This is a genomic window from Oceanospirillum sediminis (assembly GCF_014164585.1).
Classification (GTDB): Bacteria; Pseudomonadota; Gammaproteobacteria; order Pseudomonadales; family Halomonadaceae; genus Oceanospirillum; species Oceanospirillum sediminis.
Genome location: NZ_JACJFM010000055.1, coordinates 1 through 22,895, shown reverse-complemented (window position 1 = coordinate 22,895; position 22,895 = coordinate 1). Strand labels below are relative to the sequence as shown.

At 46.6% G+C, this 22,895-nt stretch carries 14 protein-coding genes; 9 read left to right on the top strand and 5 right to left on the bottom strand.

The window, feature by feature from the left end; translation table 11 throughout:
• Positions 1-476: 476 nt before the first annotated feature.
• The 3 genes from H4O21_RS22890 to H4O21_RS22880 all read left to right on the top strand — a co-directional run bounded on the left by H4O21_RS22890 (position 477) and on the right by H4O21_RS22880 (position 3,803).
• Positions 477-923: a cytochrome c gene (locus tag H4O21_RS22890; RefSeq protein ID WP_182811763.1), complete on the top strand. Its 447-nt coding sequence runs from the start codon at positions 477-479 to the stop codon at positions 921-923.
• A gap of 238 nt (positions 924-1,161) precedes the next feature.
• Positions 1,162-1,365: a cation transporter gene (locus tag H4O21_RS22885; protein WP_182811760.1), complete on the top strand. Its 204-nt coding sequence runs from the start codon at positions 1,162-1,164 to the stop codon at positions 1,363-1,365.
• Between the two features lie 179 nt (positions 1,366-1,544).
• Positions 1,545-3,803: a heavy metal translocating P-type ATPase gene (locus H4O21_RS22880; protein ID WP_182811757.1), complete on the top strand. Its 2,259-nt coding sequence runs from the start codon at positions 1,545-1,547 to the stop codon at positions 3,801-3,803.
• A gap of 270 nt (positions 3,804-4,073) precedes the next feature.
• Here the strand turns inward: H4O21_RS22880 and H4O21_RS22875 are convergent, their stop codons facing one another.
• The 5 genes from H4O21_RS22875 to H4O21_RS22855 form a co-directional block, all read right to left on the bottom strand.
• Positions 4,074-5,348, bottom strand: a complete 1,275-nt coding sequence (locus H4O21_RS22875; RefSeq protein WP_182811729.1) for an NAD(P)/FAD-dependent oxidoreductase — start codon at positions 5,346-5,348, stop codon at positions 4,074-4,076.
• A gap of 78 nt (positions 5,349-5,426) precedes the next feature.
• Positions 5,427-6,050 (bottom strand): peptide-methionine (S)-S-oxide reductase MsrA, encoded by a 624-nt coding sequence (msrA, locus tag H4O21_RS22870; RefSeq protein WP_182811726.1) that lies wholly within the window; start codon positions 6,048-6,050, stop codon positions 5,427-5,429.
• Positions 6,051-6,175: 125 nt separating this feature from the next.
• Complete coding sequence (locus H4O21_RS22865; protein ID WP_182811723.1) at positions 6,176-8,038, bottom strand: ATP-binding protein; 1,863 nt, start codon at positions 8,036-8,038, stop codon at positions 6,176-6,178.
• Between the two features lie 3 nt (positions 8,039-8,041).
• Entirely contained in the window at positions 8,042-8,548 is a 507-nt protein-coding gene (locus H4O21_RS22860) for a putative pterin-binding protein (RefSeq protein ID WP_182811720.1), read from the bottom strand.
• Positions 8,549-8,714: 166 nt separating this feature from the next.
• Positions 8,715-9,299 carry a superoxide dismutase gene (locus H4O21_RS22855; RefSeq protein WP_182811717.1) on the bottom strand — a complete coding sequence of 195 codons (585 nt, stop codon included), beginning with the start codon at positions 9,297-9,299 and terminating at the stop codon, positions 8,715-8,717.
• A 385-nt stretch (positions 9,300-9,684) separates the two neighbouring features.
• On the opposite strand from H4O21_RS22855, the gene H4O21_RS22850 reads away from it, so the two are divergent.
• The 6 genes from H4O21_RS22850 to H4O21_RS22825 form a co-directional block, all read left to right on the top strand.
• A complete protein-coding gene (locus tag H4O21_RS22850; RefSeq protein WP_182811714.1) occupies positions 9,685-10,644 on the top strand; it encodes a hypothetical protein in 960 nt (319 codons plus the stop codon).
• Positions 10,645-11,036: 392 nt separating this feature from the next.
• Positions 11,037-13,382, top strand: coding sequence for a TolC family protein (locus H4O21_RS22845; protein WP_182811711.1), 2,346 nt, complete (start codon positions 11,037-11,039; stop codon positions 13,380-13,382).
• A gap of 26 nt (positions 13,383-13,408) precedes the next feature.
• Positions 13,409-15,091 carry a LuxR C-terminal-related transcriptional regulator gene (locus H4O21_RS22840; RefSeq protein ID WP_220495814.1) on the top strand — a complete coding sequence of 561 codons (1,683 nt, stop codon included), beginning with the start codon at positions 13,409-13,411 and terminating at the stop codon, positions 15,089-15,091.
• A 4-nt stretch (positions 15,092-15,095) separates the two neighbouring features.
• Positions 15,096-18,983 (top strand): peptidase domain-containing ABC transporter, encoded by a 3,888-nt coding sequence (locus H4O21_RS22835; protein ID WP_182811705.1) that lies wholly within the window; start codon positions 15,096-15,098, stop codon positions 18,981-18,983.
• Positions 18,983-20,338, top strand: coding sequence for an HlyD family type I secretion periplasmic adaptor subunit (locus H4O21_RS22830; protein ID WP_182811703.1), 1,356 nt, complete (start codon positions 18,983-18,985; stop codon positions 20,336-20,338). Before H4O21_RS22835 ends, H4O21_RS22830 begins: the two co-directional genes overlap by 1 nt.
• A 282-nt stretch (positions 20,339-20,620) precedes the next feature.
• Positions 20,621-22,895 (top strand): Ig-like domain-containing protein (locus H4O21_RS22825; protein WP_182811700.1); only part of this gene is annotated, 2,275 nt, incomplete at its 3' end.

Below are 22,895 nucleotides of genomic sequence, written 5' to 3'. Positions count from 1 at the left end.
CTGATCACAGGCATGCTGCTTCAGTGTGTGCAACAACGGGTCTCTGATTCTGAGATTCGGGTTTTGTCATATCAGTCTCATTGGTTAGATAACAGTGATACGAGCTCCTTTCCGTCCGGTCATGGTATGAGTTGTTGTGATCAGGACAGTTCATCTGTAACGGTGCCGGAACCGACTTTTATCGTTTTTGTTACCCTTCTGTTTATCCTTTCTTTATGGTCGCAGGCGTACTCATACAGGATTTCTGGTTCTGTTTATCTTCCTGCTGATAATCGTCAGATATTATTCTGTTGCTGGCGTCATTAAATAGCCTCTTCTCTTTTTCACTGATGGCATGGTACAGGAAATACTTTTCTGGCCATTACTTTTCGAATATCTGTTCCGGTCTGATGGAGTGACTGTTGACCTGGATGGCTATCTTTGGTTTCTGGCTTTCAGGGTATCAAAGACCGTGATGTTATAAGCAGGTTTTGTTAATGATGAATAAATCAATATGGCTGGTGATGCTGGCTTTTGTTTTCCTGGTGGCGTGTTCTGATGATTCTGCTCAGAGTAAGCGTGTGAACTCAGTCAGCCATGATCGTTGGTATAACCAGAGCATGGTGAAGCAGGGGAAAGAGCTGTTCCAACAGAATTGTGCCCAGTGCCATGGTGCTTTTGGGCAGGGTAACCCTGACTGGCGTCAGCCAACAGCTGAGGGCCGCTATTTACCCCCACCGTTGAATGGAACAGGTCATGCCTGGCATCATCCTCTGAATCAGCTGCGGGATGTTATAAAAAATGGTCGAGGGCCTGACGTCCCCAGTGATATGCCCGCGTGGGGAAATACGTTGAGTGATGAAGATATCGATACCATTATTGCCTGGTTTCAATCCCGCTGGCCAGATGAGATTTATCAGGCCTGGAATCGCTCCGGTCATTGATAGTGCTATTGACTGAATGACACAATTGAGAGGGTAATTTGTACTGAAAAATCATAATTTGCCCATCAGAGCAGAGGCTTCTCTGGTTGTCGCTGTGTCTGTTTTTTCTGAATCAGGGTGAAGTCAGTATAATGGCTTGACTCTGTAGTGTACTTCAGGGTCTACACTGCTATAACAGCTTTGATTAATTTAAAGACGGCTCTTACAGTCGCCGTCATAACTGAACAGGTAGAGAGTTATGAGTAAAGAAACTGTCCTGACACTGGATGGCTTATCCTGCAATGGGTGTGTGAATTCTGTTACAGAAGCATTGTTAATGCTGGATGGCGTTGATATGGCAGAGGTTACTCTGTATGAAGCGATTGTGACCGGAAATGTCGATGAAAAAGTGCTGATTGATGCAGTAGAAGAAGCGGGTTTTGATGCGCAGGTGAAGCAATAAGAGTACAGGCCTTCATTGTGATTAATGAAGGCCATTTTTATAGTCATGCCTAGCTTGCGGATTGCGGTATGACTGTCATTTTGCTTCTGATTTATATCTCTTTCTTTTCCCCTGTGATCTGCTAAAAGCCAGAATAGGCTGGCTGATTAAGTAGTCATTGTTTGGTATCGGAGATCATCATGTCTCAGGCTCAGAGTTATCGTCTGGCGTTACGAGGAATGCATTGCGCCAGTTGTGTTCAGCAGGTACAGAGTGCACTGGATCAGCTTCCGGGTGTGAATGAAGCAGAGGTTAATCTGCCGGATCGATCAGCGCAAGTCAGTGCTGACTTACCCGCAGAGGTCGTGATTCAGACGATTGAATCGGCAGGCTTTGGCGCAACAGTACTGAATGATGAATATGGTGAGGATCAGCGCCAGGCTGAAGAAAAGCAGCAGTATCATCAGCAGTTGAAAAAGACGGCTGCGGCACTGACTCTGGGTATTCCTCTGATGCTGATGATGTTCTGGTCTGGTATGCCGATGCTGAATTCCGCAGGAGGGCAAATCTTCTGGTTTGTCACAGGCTTATTGACGCTGGGGGTTATGGTGTACTCCGGTGGGCATTTTTATCAGGGGGCATGGCTGGCTTTCAAACGCCATTATGCCAACATGGATACTCTGATTGCACTGGGAACAGGTACGGCCTGGTTCTATTCTATGCTGATTTCTGTCTGGCCAGATCTGGTGCCGGAGCAGGCCCGTCATGTCTACTTTGAAGCGGCTGTCTTTATTGTGGGGCTGGTCAATCTGGGGCAAGCGCTGGAAAGCCGGGCCCGAGGGAAAGCCTCTCAGGCGATTCGTAAGTTACTGAACCTGCAACCTCAGACTGCACGCCTGATTCGTCGTGAGGATGGTGAAGAGGTTGATATGCGCATCGAATCGATCCATAAACGGGATATGATTCGGGTGCGTCCCGGAGAAAAAATTCCGGTAGATGGCAAGGTGATGGACGGCGAAACCCTGGTGGACGAGTCGATGCTGACAGGTGAACCTCTGCCTGTTGTGAAGAAAAAAGGCGATGAAGTCACCGCAGGAACCCTGAATCAGAGTGGTGTGCTCAGGGTACGTACACTTCGGGTTGGTGACGATACGGCGCTGGCGAGAATCATTGATCAGGTGCGTCAGGCGCAGAATGCTAAACCAGAACTGGGGCGCCTGGCAGATAAAATTGCAGCTGTCTTTGTACCTGTAGTGCTGGTTATTGCCGTTCTGACTGCACTGGCATGGTTTAATTTTGGCCCTCAACCCGTATCGGCTTATATGCTGGTGACGACCATGACAGTGCTGGTGATTGCATGCCCCTGTGCCCTGGGGCTGGCTACACCGATGTCGATTATGGTGGGAGTAGGCAAAGCGGCCGAACAGGGAATCCTGATTCGACGAGGCGATGCTTTACAGCAGACGTCTGAGGTGAATGTGGTGGTTCTGGATAAAACCGGTACGGTCACTCAGGGGAAACCCCGGGTTACTGACCTGGTAACCGCTCCCGGAGTCCATGAACACGAGATATTACAGAATGCTGCAGCCCTGGAGCTGGCCTCAGAGCATCCTCTGGCCAGAGCCATTCTGGATAAAGCCTCGGATGCCGGTATACAGCCTTTATCGGCAGAAAATATTAAGCCAAGACCCGGACTGGGAATTTCTGGCTCTTTGAAAGATAAAATGCTGCTACTGGGAAATCCTGAGCTGATGCAGTCTGAAGGTGTGGATATTCAATGGGTTGAAGCTGATCTGCTGCAGTTGTCAGAGCAGGCAAAAACCCCGGTACTGTTAGCTGAGGATGGTCGTTTGCTCGGCATTCTGGGGATTGCCGATCCGATTAAAGATGACTCGGTAGCTGCTATTGAACGTCTGAAAAAGCAAGGGGCGCATGTCGTTATGCTGACCGGAGATAATCCGGTAACAGCACAGGCGGTAGCCCGACAAACAGGAGTTGATCAGGTCATTGCGGGTGTATTGCCCGATGGCAAGGCTGAGGCGATCCGAAGCTTACAAGCGGATGGGCGTAAAGTGGCCATGGTTGGTGATGGCATTAATGATGCGCCAGCTCTTGCACAGGCTGATGTCGGGATGGCAATCGGTACCGGAACTGATATTGCTATTGAAAGTGCTGATCTGACGTTGATGAGAGGTTCTTTACATGGCATTGCTGATGCGATGGAAGTTTCCAGACTGACAGTGAGAAATATTAAGCAAAACCTGCTGGGGGCCTTTATCTACAACAGTATTGGGATTCCTCTGGCTGCGGGGTTGTTTTTCCCTTTAACCGGCTGGTTATTGAATCCGGCATTGGCTGGAGCGGCGATGGCGCTATCTTCTGTCACTGTGGTCAGTAATGCTAATCGTCTGCGTTTAATACCTATCGGACAAAAGGCTCAGAAGAGGGAACAGGTATGAGTGTTCTGGTTAATCTGGCAGGTTTTCTGGCCATAGGCTTTATTATCTGGTGGTTCTGGGTCAAACGACCACAATAAAGGTGCCAGTTCTGGCGTTTTGCACGCTTCGCTATTCGTTACTGTTTGTTGATGAATCTGGTTCAGTAAATGACAGGTAGTAACTGAGATGAATAAGTGCAAAGCAAAAAGCGGGAAGCAAAGAACGCTCCTGTTCGGAGTTGGGCAGGGTTCCTGTTCTGAGCTTCCCAAAGCGCCTCTTAAAGGTTCGGGTTTAATCTTTCAGTCTTTCCACTCCGATCATTTTCAGAATCTGTTTTTCATAGAACGGTTCAGGGTTTCCGGTTTTCATCTTACGAATGAAATATTTTTCAAAGGCTACTTTGGCCAGGTGAACCCATTTGCCTTTCTTAAACCAGTTAACGTTGCGAGGAGGGATCTGAGGCAGAGCAACAAAGGCTGCTCCGGTATCGCCCATATCTGCCAGACAGATCGCATTCCAGGTGGCATTGGCATAAGGCGCTTCACCTTTAAGTACAGCATCTATGTTTTCAACAATGGCTGTAATCATAGATTCAATCATATAACCAGTTTTGGGTACTCCGGTAGGTACCGGGGTTGCTTCTGCTGGAGGGATCGCAATACAGACTCCGGCTGACCAGATTTCCGGGTATCTGGGGCTGCGCTGGTGTTCATCAACAATGACGAATCCTCGAGGGTTACACAGGTCAGGCACTTCGGCGACGCAGTCCACACCTTTAAATGCAGGGAGCATCATTGAGTGTTTGAAGGGCAGTTCATGCTGCTTGATCACTTCACCCTGGTCGTTGTGTTCATCAACGTACATCATGTTTTCTTCAACATGGCTGACTTGAGCATTACAGATCCACTTGATGTGGTGCATGCGCAGGTCGGACTCCAGCATTGATTTCGAATCACCGACGCCACCCAGTCCCAGGTGCCCTATATAGGGTTCGCTGGTGACAAATGTCATCGGCACCTTATCGCGAATTTTTCTGTTCTGTAGTTCTTTGTTCAGAATGAAAGCGTATTCATAAGCCGGGCCAAAGCAACTTGCACCGGCCATCGCGCCAACAACAACGGGACCGGGATCCTTGCTCAGAGCCTCAAAGTTTTCAAAGGATGTCAGTGCATGAGGCAGGGAGCAAACAGATTGAGTGTAGCCATGATCAGGTCCTGAACCTGGTACTTCATCGAAGGCCAGTTCAGGGCCTGTGGTGATCATCAGGTGGTCATAGTGGACAAGCTCTTCACTTTCCAGTGTCAGAGTTTTGTGTTCAGGATTAATTCTGCGGACTTTCTGAGCGATAAAATCAATATCGTGTTTTTTCAGATGGGGGGCAATTTTAAAGCTGATCTCTTCAGCGCTACGCCAGCCAACGGCAACCCAGGGATTGGAGGGGACAAACTGAAAACAATCCCGCTCATTAATCACGGTGATTTTATGTTGTTTTTTTAATTTATGGCGCAGTTCATAAGCGGCTGCCATACCACCTGTACCAGCACCCAGGATCACTATATGAGCCATCGCAGGCCTCCTTCGTTTTTGTCATTGTTGTAGCCTGCGACCTATTATTAGAATTTATTTATATAAGTAAATAATAATTTAAGGTTTCTGGTACTTTTCTCCCCAGACTTGCTTCAGACGTTTGTCTCGTCCGCAATTGTATCGATAAAAAGTATAACGAACCGGGTTATTCAGATAGTAATCCTGATGGTAGTCTTCGGCGGGATAGAACTGTGTGGCAGGAATGACTTCAGTGGCAATTCGGCCTGATGCATTGAGCTTATTAGCGATGTTTGTTTTACTGGCTTTAGCCAGTCTCAGCTGTTCTTCATTGTGTGTGTAAATGCCGGTTCGGTACTGGCTTCCTGTATCGCAGAACTGGCGATTGACGGCATAAGGATCAATGTTTACCCAGAAAACATCCAGTAAGGTCTGATAACTGACTTTATCCGGGTCGTACTTAATCTGAACGGCTTCTGTGTGGCCGGTGATGCCTGCTGCAACTTCTCTGTAGGTCGGGTTGTCTTTATGACCGGCAATATAGCCTGAGGTCGTCGAAATAACGCCATCCAGGTTGTCAAAAGGGGGCTCCATACACCAGAAACAACCCCCGGCGAATGTGGCTACGGCTGTACCAGCCTGAGCCGGAATAGTTGCCAGAGTTGTCAGTACTAATGCAGCTTTCAGGCCTGCTGACCAATAATGTCTGGTTCTGTTATACATATTCTGATTCTCCATTGGAGGCATAATTAAACGCGTATGTCAGAAATACGTATCTCAGAGTGAACTGGTTTCAGCTGAAAAGTCTTTGCTGAGTGATATCGGTGCAGAACGATCTCTGACATAGTTCAGTGTATGCCCGGATCAGGTTCGTCTACTGGAAGGTACTCTGTCAGAGCCTGACGAATCTGGCGAATGTCGACAGGTTTGGCAATAAATGCCTGCATGCCTGCATTAAGGCAGAGTTCTCTGTCCGCAGATTGTACATTGGCTGTCAGTGCAATCACAGGCGTATTCTGGTTAGGTCCGGAGGTCTGTCGAAGCTTTTTACAGCAGGTAATGCCATCCATACCAGGCATCTGGCTATCCATAAAAATAAGGCCGTATGTTTTCTGACTGCATTTTTCCAGAGCAATATGGCCGTTTTCAGCTACTTCGCAGGCATAGCCCAGGCGTTTAATCATCGTTTCTGCCAGGCGGGCATTAATATGATTGTCCTCTACCACTAATACGGATAGTTCCTCTTTTGACATTGAGTATATTTGCTCTGAATCTGACTGATAGAGAGTGTCTGAGGCTGGAAAGGGGGGCACAGATAGTTGCTGTTCTTTTTTGACAGGTTGCCCGGAGGGGGGGCTGGAAGGCTGTTCAGTGACAGCGGCTCTGGTTTGTAGTTCGAACCAGAAAACTGACCCCTGGCCGGGTTCACTGGTGGCTCCTATCGTTCCACCCATAGCGGTAATAATTTCTTTGCACAGTGATAGCCCCAGACCACTACCGCCATAATGTCGGGTAGTAGAATCATCTGCCTGAGTGAAAGGCTGAAACAGACGTTCAATGCTTTCTTCCGAAAGACCGATTCCCGTGTCGCTGACTTCTACTCTGATCCGCAAATCGTGCTGATTATTCTGCTCAGCCAGGCTGACCCGGATAGTAATCGAACCCTCGTGAGTAAATTTTACAGAGTTTCCTGCCAGATTAATCATAACTTGCTGGATTCTGAATGAGTCACCGTAAATTAATGGAGGAATAGAGTTGTCATAGGCTGAGTTCAGTTGTAGCCCTTTCTCTGTCGCTGGGCCATTAATGACAGACAGCGTCTGTTCCAGACAGTTTTCCATACTGAAAGGGATACTCTCAAAATGCATTTTATGTTGCTGTACCCGGGATAGATCCAGGATAGAGTTGATCAGAGTGAGTAAATTGTTTCCACAATTTTCAATATCTTTTAACAGAGCGCTGGTGCCAGAAGAGTGGTGTTCCATTTTCATCAACTGAATAGAACCCAGTATCCCGTTAAGTGGGGTTCTTATTTCATGACTCATGTTCGACAGAAAGTTGCTTTTTGCTTCATTAGCGGCTTCCGCAGCCTGAGCCAGACGCTTACTACGCTGTAATGCCCTGTAGTTTATCCATGTAAACAGGCTGCTAATCAGTAGAACGATGAGCAATAATATAGCCATCAATCGGTAATTCTGCTGAACTTTGAAGGCAAAAGTGCTTTCTACATCAGATATAGCAGACGCTATAGTGCGAGAGGCATGCATAAAGTCAGGAATAAAGACTCTGAACTGCTGTTCAAATAGTCTGGCTTTTTCCGGTGTCAGAGTTTCCAGGGAGTCTTCAAAAGACTGGAGTTGTATCTGTAATCTGGAAGCCGTATTCAGGATATTCTCATCGACCTGAAGTATCAGTTGCTGGGTGCTGCCCCGGCTTATGATATCGACTCTGCTCCATAAAATTTCCATACGCAGACTCAGGTGATCAAGATTCTCTGTATCAGGTGAGGTAACATACAGGTTTAGCTGATTCAGAAAACGGTGTAATTCGACTTCAACCCGAGTGCTGCTCCAGTAGCGCTCATCTTTTGTGAACAAGCCAAACTCATCTGTTTGCTTTTCCAGACGGATCAGAGAAAAAGTGATCAGTATGACCAGAGTAAATAATGTTGCGGCCAGTATAATGGGCTGAAGTCGATGGAAGTCCTTCATGGTTTATCTGACCCTGATTTTTCTGAGCTGCCAGATAGAGTGAGACTGGTAAAATGGGGTATTAATTTCAGGGATGTCACTGAATGGATAGAGTAGCCATAACGGACCTTTATTCCTGATTTTCATCTCCATACCATCCTGCTCATAGGCAATAAAAGCCTTATGTCGAGTCAGTGTTTCAATGGGCACTTCGATCGTATAATCATTCAGTGCTGTCATACTGAGTGTGCTGCCTTTCGCGCTGGCTTTTTCCAACAGGGTACTAAGGAGAATACCTTTGTATTCGTGTGTCTGGTTGGTCCAGATGGTTTCCGTGTTAACGGTGACAGACGGCAGTGACTTCAGTTTATCCATACTCAGATGAATGGGGGATCGTACTCCCTCACCCTGAAGGCTGAGAATAACTTTTTCTGCAAAGGCCGGTTTTATTATCAGAGTACCGAGCATTACCGTGATAAGTATTATTGCTCTTTTTGTATTGTGTACTCTGGCTCTCAGTTTTCTGCTCATATAGGACCGCCTTTTCTGATGTATCTGTCATTATACTATAGGCGTAATTATAAGATTTGTTGTCTCTGGGAGTCAGGCGTTTTTACTCTTTGTAACGTTTGGGCGCGCGGGATAAAACAAAAAAACCGGGACTATTATAGCCCGGTTTTTTCTGAGGCAGATGAAATTATGCTGCAAAGTTAGCTGCTGCAAATTCCCAGTTTGCCAGAGCCCAGAAACCTTTCAGGTAATCAGGGCGCACATTGCGATAATCAATGTAGTAGGCGTGTTCCCACAGATCGACTGTCAGCAGAGCAGTCTGACCATTGGTCATTGGGGTGGCCGCATTGCTGGTATTAACGATTTCCAGAGAACCATCAGCATTTTTCACCAGCCACGTCCAGCTTGAGCCAAAGTTGTTTACTGCTTTGTCATTAAACTCTTCCTGGAATGCAGCGAAAGAACCCCATTTAGCGTTAATGGCTTCAGCCAGTTCGCCAGAAGGCTCACCACCGCCGTTAGGAGACAGACTGTTCCAGAAAAAGGTGTGATTCCATATCTGTGCTGCATTGTTAAATACAGGGCCTGCAGGTGCTGCCATGATGATCTCTTCCAGAGACTTGCCTTCAAACTCAGTGCCCGGAACCAGACCGTTCAGTTTAACCACATAAGTGTTGTGGTGCTTACCGTGGTGGAAATCCAGAGTTTCTTCTGAAATGTGTGGTGCCAGTGCAGTTTTTTCGTAAGGCAGTGCAGGTAATTCAAATGCCATGGTTGTATCTCCATCAACTCACGTCGTAATAATAACGAGCTTTAACAGCCCATGAATAATTCTTTTCTGCAGCATTCTGAATGATGTTCAGGTTCAGGATAATGCTTTCAGGTGGCTAAATAATAGCACTTAGTTTCTGGGGTTTCTATTCCCGAGTGAAATAGTTGGTATTCCCTTCAGGTTGTTTTTTAGTGAACCGATGCATCACTCAGTGATTTATTTCCCCCGAGCAATGTAATAGTCTTAATTGCCAGCATAAACATGGGGTTATGATCTGCTTCTGATTTCTGTTATTTCTGCAGTTTTTCTGATGTAAATTTACCCTGAACAGATCAATACCACTCGACTATATCCGAATCCGACCAGCCAGGAGTGTAACCAGGCAATGAGCACCGATCATGATAATCTGAAAATTATTCCGGAAAGGGATGAGATGGTACCTGTAAGAAAACCAGTTCAGGCACATAGCAATGGGCCTTTATGGGGAGCTGTTGCCTTATTATTTGCGGGAATTGCAGGTCTGGGTTATCAGAATATGGCGCTGACAAAACAATTGCATGCTCAGAACGATGTTATTGCGAAGCAGGTTTCCGAGCAGCTTACTCCGGTTTCAGAGAAACTGATTGCACAGGCACAGCTTCTGGAACAGAGTAGAGAAAAAACAGAAGGGCGTCTGGCGGCACTTGAAAATACACTGGCGGCTACAGGTAAAGACCTGTCCGCTTCCGGGTCTGCTCTGGAAAAACGAGTTAAAGATTCTGAACACGAAATTCGAAAGCTCTGGGATCTGAGTAACAAACGAAATAAGGCTGATATTGCGCAGCAGAAAAAAGAGTTTGCAGAATTAGCAGGCACTCTGACGCAATTGGAAAAAGATTTGGAAGATGGCTTCGAAAAGACAGAACAGTCATTAACTCAGCTGAAGGTTGATAGCCAGTCGTATAAAAGCAAGATGAACAGTCTGGCATCACAGCTGGCTGATGCTGATATCAATATTTCTGAAGTAAAATCTGTTCAGGCCGACTATCAGAAAGACGCTAAAAGTTTACGGGAGCAATTATCCGGGCTGGATGAGCGTCTGGATTTGTTGAAAGGTGCCCTGTCTGTCATTCAGAAAGAGCAGAAAGGGCTTACAGGCCAGAAGCAACAGCTGTCTAAGCTGGAGCAGCAGATGATAAAGCTTGATAATCATGATCAGACTGAGGTGAAAATCCGGCTTGATGAATATGCTGAACGTCTGGATGCAATTGACGCAGCCAGAAGACAGCTCACAACCCATATTACACGCTTGAATACCGATGTGAATCGTATTCAGCTTACGCTCAAATCAATGACGGCTAAATAACCTATTATAAAATCAGATATCTGTTTTAAGGCTCTGAAAAGTGGATATCATTCGCATATTTTGTAATGAAATGTTATCGGGTGTCGCTTCAGATAGCTGATAACATGTTCTTATCACATTCAGAATACAGGGCCGGAGCTTAATGAAGGTGCGACATATATTGACGCATACTGGTTGAAAGAAACTTTACCTGATTGATTTATATATATGTTTTATATGTAATAATTTGTAAGGTTTTTTTGGTTGCCTTTTGACTGTATCAGAGACAGAATGCGTCCTCGTTTGTATGTTTTTGTAAGTTTCGGACAGTGTTTTTCAGTATGGCTATTGTCTTGCTTATCAGAACAATTAAGACAAGTAACAAGAGCTGGCTTTATTCCGGAGGCGAGTAAGTGAAATTACTGCTGTTTCAAACTGGGTTGGTGTTTCTGCTGGCGGGATGTGCCTCCTCTCCTCATATGTCTGATGATGCTGTGCCTGTACCTGAAATTGGTGATCAGCACCCTTCTGTCAAAAATGAAGCCGGGCAGGTTAAGAAACTGCCAGCGGTTACTGTTCCCGATGATAAGTATTTTGGCCGGTGGTGGCGCTACCTGGGCAATGATGAGCTGGTTATGCTTATTGACCGGGCAATTATTAATAATCAGCAATTGCAAATTTCTGCTCAGCGCGTTGTTCAGGCAAAAGCCAGGGCTGGCCAGGAAGCCGCGGCATCGTTGCCTGTGCTGGATTTTCGAGCGGGGTATAGTGTTGAAGCTCCTGGAAGAGGGATAGGCTCCGTACCCAAAGGTCGCTCACCTAACGGTGATGAAGAATATGAACTGAAGCTGGATGCTTCCTACACCGTCGATTTATGGGGGCAGCGCAAGAGTCTTGCAGATTCTGCTGAGTTGAAGTTACAGCAGGCTGTTTATCAGTATGACGCCCAGCTTTTGCAAACGATTACTGATCTTACAAAAAATTATCTGCAGTATCTGTCAATTAATGATCGTATTCGTAACGCTCAGGAGAGTGAAAAAGATCTGATGTCGATGCTGCAAGGGATGAAGGATCTGTATGAGCAGGGGGATGCTACTGTTGTTGAGATGGAGATTCAGAAATCCTCTGTTTACAGTACGCGTACAGTCTTGCCTACTTTGTTACTGCAAAAAGCTCAGCTGGTTAATCAGATCGCTATTCAGACCGGGTCGGCTCCTGGAGCCTTGCATTTGTCAGACCAGGGATTGTCTTCTGTCAGTTTTCCATCGGAAGTCACCGGAATCTCTTCTTCATATGTTCTGAGGCGCCCGGATATCAGAGCGTTGGAATCAGCGATGCAAGCCGCTGATGCTGATCTGGAAGTGGCTCGTACAGAAGTACTGCCGGCTTTAAATTTGTCTGCGGGTATTGGTTACGGAGCCAGAAAAGTATCTGATTTACTGCAGCCCCATACTCTGATGTGGGACTTTATTGCTAACCTGACTCTCAATGTTTTTGATGGCGGACGTCAACAACAGCAAATCAGACTGGCTCAATCTGTCAGGTCGGAACTGGTTGAAACTTATGTTTTTAATATTTATTCCGGTCTGCAACGAGCAAAAGACGCTTTGTTCGAAATAGACTTTACCCATAAACGCCTTCAGTTACAGGACGAATCTGTTCGGGCTGCAAAAGCGGCTAAGGAATTGGGATTTGAAGCTTATCGTGCTGGAGGAATCGATTTTCTGACATTCCTGGATTCAAGTTTGTCATATCAGCAGCGTCGGGACGAGCAATATAATAATAATCTTGAATACTATCTTGCTTTTGTTGATCTGTATACGGCTCTGGGGGGAGGTATTCCTTACCGTGAAGTTCCGGGTACGGTTTCTCTGACGCAATGGCAGGATGAGTTTGGCTGGCAGGATAAACCGTCAGAATATGAACCTGAAGACGATGCCTGGTTTGTCAGAATATCCGGTGTTTATGATCGTTTCGCTGTAGAAGCTATGCTGAGGGATTTTGTTCGTCGTTATCCGGCTGATATGAAGTCTGATCTGAATATTCTGGTTCAGCCTTTAGTGGGGGATAGCCAGAATAACCCTCAGCAGGTCTGGTACGTGCTGAATGTTGATGGCTTTGATGATGAGGGACAGGCACGCCAATGGTGTGAAATGCTGCGACAGTCTTTGCAACGCTGTTCGGTGTTCCAGCCTGAAGATGACTTCAGGCTATCAGCCCGTTTCTCTATTGCAGAAATGTCTTCTGCTGAACATGAAGCTCGCTTGCCTCCAGGGGACTGGTCACCGGTGTCACCACAAGCAGGTGGTATGCTGACGGCTGAGGCCAATTATATTTCTCGTGCAGGAAAGCCGATGAAAATCAATTTCGGTAAAGCGTACTCGCTGCTGAAAATTGAAAATGGGACTGCATGGCTGATCGGAAATAACACTCACAGGATATGGAAAGTCAATGTCGGAGATGATCTGCATTATAACGGGCGTGTTGTTGAGATCAGTGTTGATGGTGTGGTACTTGAATTTTCCGGCAAGCACTATTTTCTGAAACCTGTTTATCAATTGCAGAGTACTGTTCTTGCCCCGGATGGACGCTGGATGGCCCACTTGAGGTGGGGTGGGGCCAGTAATAAGCTCTTTACTCGCCGGGTTGGCGATAAGGTCTATGGTTCAGGTGTTATAAGGGTGATCAGCGAGACTGGGGTGATTATTGAGTGGGGTAAACGCAGTAAACACCTGATTGATCTGAAAACCGTTAATTAATCATGCTGTCAGCGTAAGGAATGCCGATGTCAACAGATATTAGCCAGGAATCCGGGGGATCAGAGTCTTCAGAGGATGCGGATAAAAGTGTTAATGCTGTTGACGTCAGATTGACTGTTCGTCAGCGACAGATTCTCAGATTAATGAAGCAGGGGCTGGTAAATAAGGAAATTGCCCGAGAACTGGATATCAGTCTGGGAACCGTTAAGCAACATATTGTTGCTTTGTTTAAAAAGCTGAACGTAAAAAACCGAACAATGGCTGTAGCTTGTAGTGATCACTTACTGGAAGAGACTGGTCCGTTGGCAGAGCAAAGACCAGTGCCAGTAAAAAAACTGGATGCGATTCATGCGCGCAGGCCATCCGTTACACTAAGCTTTCGTCTGGAAACTGAAAATATTCAGGACTATCGTACATTCCACAGGGTGCTGTCTGCAGCTTCCTTTGACTGCAATGCTCATTTCATCAGTCACTCTCATGGGAATGGTGATCTTGTCTTTGGCATTCACCGGTCGTCAGAGCACGATCTGCGAATTGCTTTAATTCAGTCCGGGATGATTTTTGATCAGCTGCGTACAGAGCTGGGTGAGGGAATTGCCCTGTATGGCGGGATGAGCGCAGGCTATATCTCTGTCAGCCAGAATCGTTATGGTGGCTGGTCCGGAGATGCAATTGCCCGTTCTGTGATTGAGAAGGCCCGTAGTCTGCTGGAAAAAACAGAAAAAAACAGTCTGTCATTTAACTCTGATGCTCAGGGTATTATGAATGCTTATGATACCGGTATTGATGGGCAGTCTGTGAATACACTCGCTTTTTCTGATATTGATCAGCTGATGTTCTGGGATATGGGGTTTGATTCTGAGCTGACAGGACGAGAGAAGGAAAAAAATATTATTTTTCAGCTGATGGATTCCAATAGCCCTCACCGAATTTGTTTGCTGGAAGGTGAGGGGGGGATGGGAAAGTCCCGACTGTGCCGGGAAGCAGGGCGTCATGCGCTGAAAGCGGGTATTTCGCTGAGTTTTTATAAAATGCTGCCCGGAGCTGTCTGGGATTCAATACACTGCCGATTGGTTGATGCCGGTATGGAGTGTATGTTTGAAACGATACGGGCTGCATCGGAAAATGAACAGCCACATCTGGTGATAATGGACGATGTCCACTTATTATCGGCTGTCAGGAGGGAGCAGCTGAATCAATTATTGCAAGAAGCTCTTCCGGGGACGTGTTTTTTGCTGAGTGGCCGTCAGTCATCTAAAGATGTGCTGCAGGAGCACTCTGGCCTGCGAAATATTCATTTATCCCGTATGACAGAAAGTGAAGCTATGGCGTTGATTGAACATCTTGTTCCGGGGTATCGGAACACGCAACCTGTCATTGAAAAATCCAGATGTGTGCCCCTTTTTATTCGGGAAATAGTCAGAGAGTCGCCAGATGTAATCTCCATGGCGCTGGTTTTAACCGTTGCAGCCCGATTGGATCGCATGCGTGTTGACTGGAAGCTTTTGTATGCTCTGGCTCTCGGGCAAAGCTCTGTTGATGAATTACCCGGTGTGTTAAACGATTCACGTGAGCTTGCAAGTCAATCTTTACAGCGAGCAATCAGTTTAGGTGTTCTTTGCGAAAAAGGGGGCTACATTTCATATCGAAGCCCTCTGGTAAAGGAAGTGGTTGCGTTTCTTTTTTCAGATCAGCTGAAGCCAGAATAGAGTTATGACAAAGAAAAAACAGAATAAAGATACGCGGCAGGGTCCAGTGCCGCAAAATAATAAAGGCCAGGGCTTTCTGCACTCTCTGGGGAAGATATTATCCTCACCTGATTTGAAGAAACTGCTGCCTTTTATCGTCCTGACTTCTTTGGCCGCAAATATTCTGGCGTTGGCTTTACCGCTGACAATGCTGCAGATTTTTGATCGGGTGCTTAAAAGCCAGTCGATGGAGACGTTGGCTTTTCTGACCATTGGTGTTGTTCTGGTGTTGATACTGGAGGAGCTGCTCAAGTCTGTTAATAGCAGTGTAACCAACTGGCTGGGAGCCCGGTATCGCCATAGGACCAGTCTGAGTATTATGGAGCGCTTTTTTGTTACGCCTATGCGCCTGTTCTCTAAGGATGAACCAGGAGCTTATGCTGAAAAAATGCAATCGATCTCGCGTGTAGCAGATATGTATTCAGGGCAGGCCTTACTGGTATTGCTGGATCTGCCATTTATGTTCCTTTTCCTGGGGGTTATTTACCTGATTGCTGGCAAGTTGGTGCTGGTACCCCTGGCGCTGCTGTGTGTATTTGGCATTGTCGTTGTATTGTTTGGCCGCTGGATGTACAAGCAGGTTCAGCAAAAAGATATTAATGATGAACGGCGTATCAGTTTTCTGACCGAAGTTCTGGCAGGGGTACTGTCTGTCAAAACGATGTCAGTTGAAAATATCATGTTGCGCCGATATGAGCGACTGAAAGAAGCCAGTGCTCAGCAAGGAGAAGGATTATTTTTCGGTAATGCGTTTGCCAGCGGGCTTGGCGGAGCCATGTCTCAGGTAATGATTGTGCTGGTAATTTTTACTGGTGCAGTTCTGGTGCTGGAGGGAGAGATGACCTCTGGTGCACTGGCGGCTTGCATGATGCTTTCCGTACGCTCTCTTCAACCTTTGCGTAAAGGCCTGGGTGCATGGATGCGTTACCAGTCTTTCATTGCCGGAGACAGTCGTGTTGAATCCATTCTGTCTATGCCTGTGGGTGAAAAGAGTGGGCTGAAGCCATTGAACGGAGTTCACTCTTCAATTCGTCTTCAGAATATTACATTACGGTACAGCAATGATGGTGCTGAGATATTTAAGAATCTGTCATTACTTGTTCCGGCGGGTAGCTGTATCGCTATTAAAGGGGATAGTGGTAGCGGTAAGAGTAGTTTACTGGCTCTGATGAATGGTCTGGAGACGGTTGATGAGGGGGCTGTTCTTATTGATGAGGAACGATTATCCGATTACGACCTGGATTCAGTCCGAAAGAAAGTGGCCCTGTTGCCTCAGGTCGGTACTGTTTTTGTTGGCTCCATTATTGAAAATCTGACCATGTTTAACCCGGATCTTGAGCCTCAGGCTCTGGAGCTGGCAGAGAAAGTGGGCCTGGATGTTATCGTTGCCGGAATGAAACAGGGATATCAGACGCCTCTGGGGGAAAACTCAAGTGAGACTTTGCCTATGGGGGTAAAGCAGATGATTACTATCGTCCGGGCTCTGGTACATGACCCGGATGTGATTCTGTTTGATGAGGCGAATAACTCTCTGGACTTTGAGGGCGACAAAAAACTTCGGGTCTTTCTTGAAGGCCTGAAGGGGAAAAAGACTCTGATTCTGGTCGCTAACCGCCCTTCTCTGGTACGTCTGGCTGATACGGTTTATAAAATCAAAGATGGTACGCTGGAGCTGGATGAAGATAAACGCCAGTTTTTCAATAATGACCAGGATTATGACTTTCCGGACAGGCCTGCAGTTAATGATGATTTTGAGGACATCATTGCAACCAGGGTCTTTAATACCTCTGATCTGTCCCGTTCATTAGTTCCTCTGTTGCATAAACTAGGCTGGAAAGGAACACCAAGAGAGTTAGCCGATGCTTTACCCCATCTGGCTGACCATGTTGATATTTCCTATTTCTTCAGTACCCTGGCTAATCTGGGGTTCAGCTCTCATTATTATGGTAGTAGTTTCAAGCGTTTTGATAACCGGCTATTGCCTTGCCTTTATGTTCCTGATAATAAGCCGGCATTGGTTGTGCTTGAAGAGTTACCTGGTAGCCAGTACCGGATTTTTGATAGTGCCACTAATCAGGAGCGTGTTATTTCCGGTATTCAGGGCAAAGGGGCTATCTATGTCTTTAAGGCCATTAAGGCCGATGATGTTGCGCCGAAAAAACAGTCCTGGGTCAAAGATCTGTTCTGGAAATTTAAATCCCACATTATGCTGGTTTTCCTGATCACCATCATCAGTACTGTCATGGCTGTTGCACCTTCGTTATTCGTGCGCTCAGTTTTTGACTCTGTATTGCCTACTGCAGATGTCAGGATGGGAATATTCCTGTTGTCAGGGGTGCTGATCGCTATTTTACTCGGCTGGTTTTTGAATACGCTGCGCAGTCGGTTGTTAGCGTATATCGGAGGTCGGATAGAGTATGTTCTCGGTGGTGGTATTTTTGACCGGATCATACGTTTACCTGCGTCCCAGCTGAATGGCGTATCGGTCAGTCGGCAGATTGGCAGAATACGCAGCCTGGAGCGGTTGAGAGATCTGTTTCTGGGGCCATTGGTGTTATTGGTGTTTGATCTGCCTGCCAGTATTATTCTACTGGTTGTGCTCTTTATTATTAACCCCTGGGCAGGTTACGTCATCCTGGTATCGGTATTCTGTTACGCCGTTTTGCTGTATGCCGTTCGTCCTATGTCTGATCTTGCTTCGGATGGCGCTTCACTGAAAAATGGCCGTCGATCCGAGCTGATTGATGAAACCTTGTCTTCGATGAGGGCTTTGAGGTCGGTTGGTGGGAAGAATATCTGGCTTGAACGCTTTCGTAATCTGAGTGGTGAAGCGGCAGTTTCCGGTTTTAAAGAGCAACAGGCTCAGGGTAAAGTAGGAAGCCTGGCACACTTGATTGGTAGTATGACCGGGGTCAGTGTTCTGGTGATGTCTGCTTATATGGTTGTACATAATGCGATTACTCCGGGAACGATTATGGCGACTATGATTCTGACCTGGCGTCTGGTTGCTCCCCTACAGAACTTGTTTATGGCTCTGAATAGCTGGTCTACCGTATCGACTAATATACGCCAGGTTAATCAGCTAATGAAACTGACTCTCGAATCCGATGGCACTACCTCTCAGGCAAACCGGTTTGTCTCTAAAGGCGATATTGTGTTCTCCAGGGTATCCTTCCGCTACGCCGCACACCTTGATCCGGCACTTCTCGGGATTAGCTTTAATGCTACTCCGGGACAGATTCTGGGTATTACCGGACCGGATGGTGCGGGCAAATCAACATTGCTAAGTCTTATTGATCGTATTTATTCCCCTCAGGCTGGTTCTATCAGAATTGATACGATTGATAACCGTCAGGTTTCTGTTGAGCATCTGCGTTCAATTATCAGTTATATGCCTCAGGAGTGTGAGATTTTCTACGGTACGGTCTCACAGAATCTACGTCTGGTGCATCCGGCTGCAACGGATGAAGAGTTACGCTGGGCTGCAGAAATGGCCGGTGTTCTGGAAGATATTGAACATCTGGACAGGGGCTTTGAAACCCGAATCTCAAACAGTCGTGCCGACCAGCTTTCTAATGGTTTCCGCCAGCGTTTATCTCTGGCCAGAACGATTCTGAAGCCTGCTTCAGTGGTTCTGATGGATGAACCCGGAAACGGGATGGATGATGCCGGTGAAGAGGCTCTGGTACGTTGTGTGAACTGGCTCAGAGGCAAGGTAACCCTGATTATCGTGACACCAAGGCCGAGTCATCTGAGAATGGCTGATCAGATTCTGTATATGGAAAATGGTTCTGTAACAGCCCGGGGTACTTACCCTCAGGTAGAAGATAAAATTATGGCAGGTTTAAGCTGATGTCCGCTAAAAAAGCAAAAAAACAAACAGAGTCAGATGTTACTCTGGGGAAACGACAGCGCAGGCTATTATCAGAGACTGTTCAGATTGAAGATGAACTGATTCCTTCTTACACAAAGCCTGTCTTATATCTGGTTGCTACCATGATGATACTGTTTACTGTCTGGGCGGCAGTGACAGAATTAGGGGAGGTGACTTCTGCACCTGGTGAAATTATTCCGTCAGGCCAGATCAAGGTCGTACAGCATCTTAATGGTGGTACCGTCTCTGAGGTGCTTATTCAGGAACGTATGCCTGTTAAAGAAGGAGATGTGCTGGTGAAGCTGGAAGATCAGAAGGACCTTTCCGATCTTCGGCAGATTCGATCCCGACTGGCTTCTCTCAAGCTGCGTGCAGAGCGTCAGCAGGCTTTTGTCTCTGGAAGGGAGCCGGATTTTTCTGCTTTTGAAGCGCAATATCCGGTTATGGTTGATGTACAGCGTCAGCAATTAAAGAACCAGATTTCTGTTCAGGAGTCGACGCTGGATGTACTGCAAAAGCAGATTAGTCAGAGGCAGTCACGTCTTGAACAGCTGGAAGAGTCTTTACAGTCAGCATTAAAGCAAAGAGATCTGACAGCCGAGATGTTTGAAATGCGTGAGCGCATGGCTGAAAAACGTCTTGTGACGAGAATTACTTTGCTTGAAACTCAGCGAGCAGCTGTGACGGCACAGGGTGAAGTGGATCGTATCCGCAAAGAAATTAATTTGATTTCTGAGGAGCTGGCAGAGTCCAGAAGTCGTTATTACGAAACGCGAAATCAGTTACTGGAAACACCTCTGAATCAGATCGACAGTCTGAAAGCTGAAATTGCCGAAACGGAAGAAGAAGCGGGACGGATTGAGAAAAGGCTGCAGGACTTGTGGATCAGATCTCCGGCAGATGGCCTTATTTTCAACCTGGAAGTTAATACTAAAGGGCAGGTCATTCAGCCCGGTTCTGTGTTGATGCAGGTTGTTCCCAGAAATGTTGAGTTGGAGGCCGAAGTGCGGATTCCACCAGAAGACATTGGTTATGTCAGTATCGGCCAGAATGTGAATGTCAAAGTGACCAGTTATGATTTTTCTCGCTATGGGTATGCGACAGGGAAGCTGACCAGAGTTTCAGCCTTCAGTACGCTGGATGAAACCGGCAACCCTTATTTTAAAGGATGGGTGCGCCTGGATAAAACCTATATGGGGTCCGATGAGCAAAGATACCCTCTGTTGCCAGGTATGACGGTAACCGCTGAAATTCTGACTGGTTATAAGACTTTGATGGCTTATTTATCAGATCCGATCACAAAAGCACTGGCGCAAGGCTTCCGGGAAAGATAATGCATATGTTTACTCTCAATTCATAATCACAGGTTTTCTGATGCGTATCTGAACCCCTGCTGATGTAATGTCAGCGGGGGTTTTTGCTTTTATTCATGTCAGGTTGATCACATGCTGTATTTTCTGCTTCTGGGATTGATCGGGTAGATAAATTTCGTACAAGTGTTATTTAAGCAATATAACTTTTGGCTGAATGTTTCTTGTTGTTGATAAGCGATACTATTCAGAGTAATTACTCTTAACGTGTATTCAGTCTGCATAATTTTTAAAGGAATATGAGCCATGGCGAATCTGTCTGATAAAAACTCCGAGCAGAAAACAGAACAAAATAATACTAATGAAGATGCTCTTCTGTTTGATGAATCAACCATCCTGAGCCGCAAAGAAGAGGACAAGGATGAAGAAGAGATTTTTGATAACTCGGGTGTTTCTGGAAACGCTGAGGATTCCGGTAATGAAAATATTCAGACAGATGTGCCTGATGATGTCGTACTGCTGGCACAGAACCTTGATGAAGGTCGGGTTGATGAAGAAGATCTGAGTGAACGTCAGGACTCAGATAATGGTGGCAACGAGCGTGACTCCGATACCGATCAAAGTACAGGCGGACAGGAGCCTGTGCCACCTGTGGCTAGCCCACTGACTGAAGACTCGGTCAATCGCAGTCGAGGTGACTCAGTATTAAGTGGTGATAGTGAAAGTGAAGTCTCTTCGAATATTGATGAAGAAGATTCGGCTTCAGGCTTTAATCGCTCTTCTGTAATTGACGATTCTGATTCAGATAGTGAATCCCCGGCTGCAGCAGAGCCAGAACCTGAGCCAGAACCAGAACCTGAGCCAGAACCAGAACCAGAACCTGAGCCAGAACCAGAACCTGAGCCAGAACCAGAACCTGAGCCAGAACCAGAACCAGAACCTGAGCCAGAACCAGAACCTGAGCCAGAACCAGAACCAGAACCAGAACCAGAACCAGAACCAGAACCAGAACCAGAACCTGAGCCAGAACCTGAGCCAGAACCTGAGCCAGAACCAGAACCTGAGCCAGAACCAGAACCAGAACCTGAGCCAGAACCTGAGCCAGAACCTGAGCCAGAGCCAGAACCAGAACCAGAACCAGAGCCAGAACCTGAGCCAGAACCTGAGCCAGAACCTGAGCCTGAGCCAGAACCTGAGCCACCGACTATTGATGCCCGTATCACTATTGATACGATTGCTGGTGATGATGTTCTGAACGTAGAAGAAGCAGCTCAGATTCACACTACGATTACAGGTACTGTGGGCGCTGATGTTGTTGCCGGTGATGAAGTCACGCTGACCATCAATGGCAATAACTACACCGGTGATGTCTTTGAGAATGATGCCGGTAATCTGGTATACAGTATTGATGTGCTGACTGATGATCTGGAGGCAGATAATAGTGTTGATGCACAGGTAACGGCGACAAACTCTGAATGGGGTATCAGCGCTACTGCAACATCTGAGCGTGAAATCAATACCGAGTTCAGCTTTAAGCTTTTTGCTGCTGATGAGCAGGGCGAAGTGCTACTGGATGATGATGGTAACCCGGTTGAGGCAACGGAGATTGTTGAGCCGGGCATGGAAGATGGTGAGTCAACAGCTTTTTATATTGTAAAAGCCGTTGATTCAGAGGGTAAACCTCTGGCCGAACAGCCTCAGGGTAATATTGATATTACCTTTACTAATGGTGATGGCATCTCTGATGATGATTATTCAGGTCCGGGTTCGAAAACAGTTACTGTTAATGAGAAGTTTTCAGCGACGGCTAATGATGATGCTTTCTCAGATAGCGGCGAAAACTTCATCGTTTCTCTGAATGATGGCAGTTTCAGTAATGCTGATGATTTCGATAGCATTGATTATGACGATGGCACGGTAACTACCACTATTCTGGATGAAACCAGTAATGACCCGGATTCGCCAGAAGATAACGATAGTGCTTTCACTCTGAAGCTGTTCCCGGCAGATGAAGATGGCAACATCATCACTGATCCATCTGAGATCCATGAAGACAGTGATAATGGCAGTACCACGGCTTTCTATGTCGTCAAAGCTGTGGATGCTGATGGCAACCCTCTGGCAGAGCAGCCCGGCGGTACTGTTGAAGTCACGTTTACCGACGGTACGGCGAACGCCAGTGATGATTATACCTTTGGTAATACTACTGTTACGGTAGGTACGGCTTTCAGCGCCCAATCGGTAGATGATGCTCTGGCAGACAATGGTGAGAACTTCGTTGTTTCTCTGAACGACGGTTCTTACAGCGAAGATGCTGCCAGTACTGCGGATGGCAGTGGCCGCTATGAAACGGTCGAGTATGCACCGGATACGGTGACCACGACGATTCTGGATGAAACGGATAATGATCCGGCAACACCGGAAGATAATGACAGTGCCTTTACTCTGAAGCTGTTCCCGTCAGATGAAGAAGGCAACATTATCAGTGACCCTTCTGAGATTCACGAACAAAGCGCTAATGGTAATACCACGGCTTACTATGTGGTCAAAGCTGTCGATGAAGAGGGTAACCCACTGGCAG